Here is a 4,660-nt window from a genome sequence, read left to right as displayed (position 1 = left end):
ACCAGGCATCACCCCACCCTACAGCCGCCAACGAACTAACGACTCAGGACACTAGAACACCCTCTAGGACACCTCCGGGACACCCTGTTTCAGGGTGACCAAGAACGAGGTTCTGATCGGCTACTCACTCGATTCACCACGCGGAACGCACACGAAGAAGCTCCGCTCTAGGCTGAACAGTGCGACCTGATCAGGAGAGCGGAGCCATGCCCGATCCTACCCCGTCCCCCTTCGGCCAAGCCGCCCGCGCCGCGGGCGCCAGCGATGTCGGTTCGGGCACCGTGGAGATGGTCGCTGCCGCCGTCGACGAGCTGTGCTGCGCCTACCCCACCACCCCGGGCCCGGTCCTACGCGACCAGGCCAAAGGGCTCATGCGCGAAGTGCTGGACCTGTTGGAACACCGCAACACGCTCGCCGAACACCGGGCACTGCTCGTGGCCGGCGGATGGCTGGCCACCCTGCTCGGCTCGGTCTACTTCGACTGCAGCGACCACCCGGCCTCCGAGGCCGCCCGGCGCCTGGCCCGCCAGCTCGGCGAGCAGGCCGACCACGGCGAGATCATCGGCTGGACGCACGAGCTCTCGGCCTGGAACGCGCTCAGCCGCGGCCGCTTCCAGGCCGTCGTCGACGAGGCCGAGGCCGGACGCGCCCGCGCGGGCACCTCGTACGCGAGCGTTCAGCTGACCATCCAGGAGGCCAAGGCCCGCGCCCGCATGGGCGATGCCGCCTCCCACACGGTGCTGCAGCAGGCCGAGGCGATGCTGCGGCGCCTTCCGGCCGTCGAGCGGCCCGAGCACCACTTCCGCATCGACCCCGACAAGCTCACCAGCCACGGCGCCACCGCCTACACCTGGCTCGGCTGGAACGACACCGCCGAGGAGTCCGCCCGCGAAATGGCCGAGCGCTACGGCCCCGGCGGCGCCGAGTACCGGCCGATGCGCCTTGCCACCGCCAACATCAACCTCGGCGTCCTCGCCGCCCGCCGCGGCGACCTGGACCAGGCCGTCGCCCTGGGCTCGGCGGCCCTGGAAGGAGAACGCCGCTCCGGTGCCCTGCTGTCCTGGGCGGATTTCCTGCTCGACGAACTGACCGCCCGCTACCCGAGCGAGCAGCGGGTGGCCGACTACCGCGAACGGCTTTCCCTCGAGTGGTGAACCGTGCCCGTGCGGCATCAGTCAGCATCCGTCAGGCCCTGGTACGCCTGACGACTGAAGGGCTCATCCGCAGCGAACACGGCCGCGGATACCTCGTGAACTCCGAGAGCGGTGAGGCTGAGTGACCGAACCCGACAAGGACCTTCTCCAGTGGAAGATCCACGGCGAGCGGGTCATCTACGACAACAAGTGGGTCCAGCTCACTCTGATGGACATCGAGCCGCCGGGCACCCCGCGGTTCGAGCACCACGTCGTGCGCCTGCACCACGTGGCGATCGCTGCGGTGGTCGACGACCAGGACCGCGTCCTCATGCTCCGGCGGTACCGCTTCGTCCCGGACAAGTGGGGTTGGGAACTGCCCGGCGGCATCATCGACCCCGGCGAGGACGCGGCCGGTGCCGCCGCCCGCGAGGTCGAGGAGGAGACCGGCTGGCGGCCGACCGCAGGACTCAAGCACCTCACGACCTTCCAGCCGATGGTCGGCATGGTCGACTCCCCTCACGACGTCCTGGTCGGACGTGGAGCCGAGCGCGTCTCCGACGCCCCCACCGACGGCGAAGAGGCCGGGACCGTCGCGTGGATCCCGCTCGACGAGGTCCCCAACCTGATCGAACGGGATGAGGTACTCGGCGCCGGTACCCTCGTCGGCCTCCTCCAGATCATGGCCATGGGGATTCCGCACGAAGATGCCTCTGGGCACCGTTGACCCGCCTGCTTCACCCGTTACATTTACGTGATCTTCGGCAGCTCTGGTCGGCGATCGCTTCTGCCTGCTTTTCCACGAGAGGAAGACCCGGTATCGAACACGACCGCCCACTCACCGGAGCGCGTTCGCCCTGAACTCCCCCAGGTGAAGTAGCTCCGCTCTAGGCTGAACAGTGCGACCTGATCAGGAGAGCGGAGCCATGTCCGATCCCACCGTTTCCGCCTTCAACGACCTCGCCCGCGCCCACCCTCATCGTGGACAGTCCGGTATCGGAGCCCGCATCGCGCGGGTCCGCAAGCGCCGCGGGCTGACCCAGGAAGGTCTTGCCGCCCGCTGCCACTACTCGCGGCCCCACATCGCCCAGGTAGAACGCGGCCACAAGGTCGCCACTCCGGCCTTCGTCTCGTCCGTGGCCCGAGCACTGGCCATCGATCCCTCCGAGCTCTACGGCCAGCCCTTCCGAGACAGCGCCCGCGACGAGAAGGTCCATGCCCCCATCAACGAGATCCGCCGCGCCCTCGCCTTCGTCGAGGTACCCCCTGACCTGGAGGCCCCGCCCCGCTCGCTTGACCGCCTGGACGCCGAACTGGCCACCTGCAAGCGCCTTCGCCGCTCCGCCCAGCACGTCAAGCTCGGCGCGCGTCTCCCGGCCCTCATTGAGGAGCTGACCTACCACGTCTACGAGGACGATCTCCCGCGCGCCTGGAGGCTGCTGTTCAACGCCCAGGACACCGCCGGGGAACTCGTCCGGCGCCTGGGCTACAACGACCTGACGAACCAGCTCCTGGAACGCTCCGCCGTCGCCGCCGAGAAGGCCGGAGATCCCCACCTTCCGCTCATGGTCGCCCGCCGCCGCGCGCTGCTGATGGCGGGTGTGGCTGCATACTCCCCGGCCCTTCGCCTGGTGCGCCGGTCGCTGGATCGAGTGGATCCGGGCCACCCCACCGCCGCAGAGGCGACCGGCTCCCTCCACCTGCGGGCCGCGGTCATCGCCGCCCGCGGAAACGAGCCTTCGGCCGCCTGGGACCACTTCGAGCAGGCCCGCACCGCGAGCCAGCGAGCAGGTGCACGCAGGCTCGACGCCTACGGCACGAACTTCGTCCCGGGCAACGTGGCCATCCACGGGGCCGCGGTCGCCGTCGAGCTCGGGGACGTCGACGAGGCCGTGCGCCGCGACGACGACATTGGGGAACGCCTCCTGAGCAGCGTCTCGCCCGAGCGGCGGGCGCACCACGCCATCGACATGGCCCGTGCCCATGTGGATGCGGCCGACCGTGACAAGGCGCTCGACCGGCTCCTCTACGCCGAGAGAACCGCCCCGCAGATGACCCGGTACCACCCCATGGCCCAGGCGGTCGCCACCCACCTGGCCGGGGCCTACCGGGACTTGCCCGACCGTCTGCGCCAGCTCCTGGCGCGCATGGCGATCACCTGAAGGCACGGTGGGCGCTCGGGCCGGGGTGCGGGAGACTTCAGGCATGTCTGACGAGCGAACCCTCTACCTGATCGTCTCCGGAGCCAGCTGCACCGACGAGGAGCCCGTCATCGACCTGGTCGGCGGCCTCCGCGAGCGCGGATGGACGCTGACGGTCTTGTCCACGCCCACAGGGCTGCGCTTCCACGACGCCGAACGGATCGCCGCCGTCACCGGTGAGGAGGTGCGCGTCGACTTCCGCCTGCCCGGCACCGGCAGGAGCCTGCCGCCGGCCGATGCGGTCCTGGCGTGCCCGCTGTCGTTCAACTCCACCAACAAGCTGGCGGTGGGCATCGCCGACAACTTCGCCGTCGCGCTGATGTGCGAGATGCTCGGCCACCAGGTGCCCATGGTGCTCGTGCCCAAGGCCGGGGCGCCGCTGGCCGCGCACCCGGCCTACCAGCAGCACCTGGACTTCCTCTCCGCTCTGCCGTCCGTGAAGGTACTCAGGGACCCCGAACGCCGCCTCCCCTCTTGGCAGACGGTGATCGAAACCGTGGAAGCCGCCGCGCACGGATAGCCCTTCGTCACGCTGGCTGTCAAGGCGCCATTGTTCCGCCTTGGAACATTCATCGGCTGCTACTCGCCGACGCTTCTGGCATGCGCGAGACCTTCACTGGCCTTGATGACCAGCACATACTCGACCAACTCAACGAGACGTACGCGGGGAAGTGGCGTATCTGGAGGTCGACCGGCGAAGACCGCAAGCCGGTCGCCTGGATCGCCTCCAACATCGGCGTCCCCGACGCCGCCCCCACGCTCCACGAGGCGAGTCCTGAGCGGCTTCTGAGCCAGCTCGAGGACCCACCTGGGCGCTGTGCGCGCCCACTCCCTGGCCTGGGGGCGTCGCTGCAGGAGGGGCGATGACGCAGGCGCACGAGGTGCCCCGAATCCTGGAGCGCCTGCGGGCCGAGCACGGCCAGGCCTGGCGAATCTCGGCATCGATGATCCGGGTCGGTCGTGAGAGGCGGCTCCAGTGGAGCGCCGAACGCCCGTGGTCTCCAGCGCCCCAGGTCGTCCGGACTCGCACTGCCGAAGAGCTCGACACCGGTCTCAACTTCCACCACCGGCTCGACGAAGTCCGTCGGGCCTACGGCGACACCTGGGTGATCGGCTGCCAGGTGAAGGAAGAGGGGGTTCCATGCTGGGCATGGGCTCAGCGCAAGGAGCGCCTGGCCTCACCTGTGGAGAATGCGTTCAGTGCCCCGACGCCGGAGGAACTCGAAGAACGGCTGTCCGAGGCCAGGCGCCGGGAACGCCTGTGGTCCATCGCCTAGGGCGTGTTTTTTAGATCATGTGCGGTCGGGGCGAGCGCGTAGGCGGATG

At 69.3% G+C, this 4,660-nt stretch carries 6 protein-coding genes; all 6 read left to right on the top strand.

The window, feature by feature from the left end:
- Positions 1-206 precede the first annotated feature (206 nt).
- The 6 genes from O4U47_RS31075 to O4U47_RS31050 all read left to right on the top strand — a co-directional run bounded on the left by O4U47_RS31075 (position 207) and on the right by O4U47_RS31050 (position 4,611).
- On the top strand, positions 207-1,154 hold the full coding sequence (locus O4U47_RS31075; RefSeq protein WP_270681573.1) for an XRE family transcriptional regulator: 948 nt from the start codon (positions 207-209) through the stop codon (positions 1,152-1,154).
- 121 nt (positions 1,155-1,275) lie between these two features.
- Positions 1,276-1,860, top strand: a complete 585-nt coding sequence (locus O4U47_RS31070; RefSeq protein ID WP_270681572.1) for an NUDIX hydrolase — start codon at positions 1,276-1,278, stop codon at positions 1,858-1,860.
- A gap of 199 nt (positions 1,861-2,059) precedes the next feature.
- The gene (locus O4U47_RS31065) at positions 2,060-3,295 is read left to right on the top strand and encodes a helix-turn-helix domain-containing protein (RefSeq protein WP_270681571.1); all 1,236 of its coding nucleotides are present in this window, start codon (positions 2,060-2,062) and stop codon (positions 3,293-3,295) included.
- A gap of 43 nt (positions 3,296-3,338) precedes the next feature.
- Positions 3,339-3,854: a flavoprotein gene (locus O4U47_RS31060; protein ID WP_270681570.1), complete on the top strand. Its 516-nt coding sequence runs from the start codon at positions 3,339-3,341 to the stop codon at positions 3,852-3,854.
- Between the two features lie 80 nt (positions 3,855-3,934).
- Positions 3,935-4,201, top strand: a complete 267-nt coding sequence (locus O4U47_RS31055; protein WP_270681569.1) for a hypothetical protein — start codon at positions 3,935-3,937, stop codon at positions 4,199-4,201.
- A complete protein-coding gene (locus tag O4U47_RS31050; RefSeq protein ID WP_270681568.1) occupies positions 4,198-4,611 on the top strand; it encodes a hypothetical protein in 414 nt (137 codons plus the stop codon). The genes O4U47_RS31055 and O4U47_RS31050 overlap by 4 nt, the downstream gene beginning before the upstream one ends.
- Positions 4,612-4,660 lie beyond the last annotated feature (49 nt).

It is taken from the genome of Nocardiopsis suaedae (assembly GCF_027706745.1).
Taxonomy (GTDB): domain Bacteria; phylum Actinomycetota; class Actinomycetes; order Streptosporangiales; family Streptosporangiaceae; genus Nocardiopsis_A; species Nocardiopsis_A suaedae.
The sequence above is the reverse complement of the archived record's forward strand: the minus strand, read 5'-3'. Positions and strand labels throughout refer to the sequence as shown.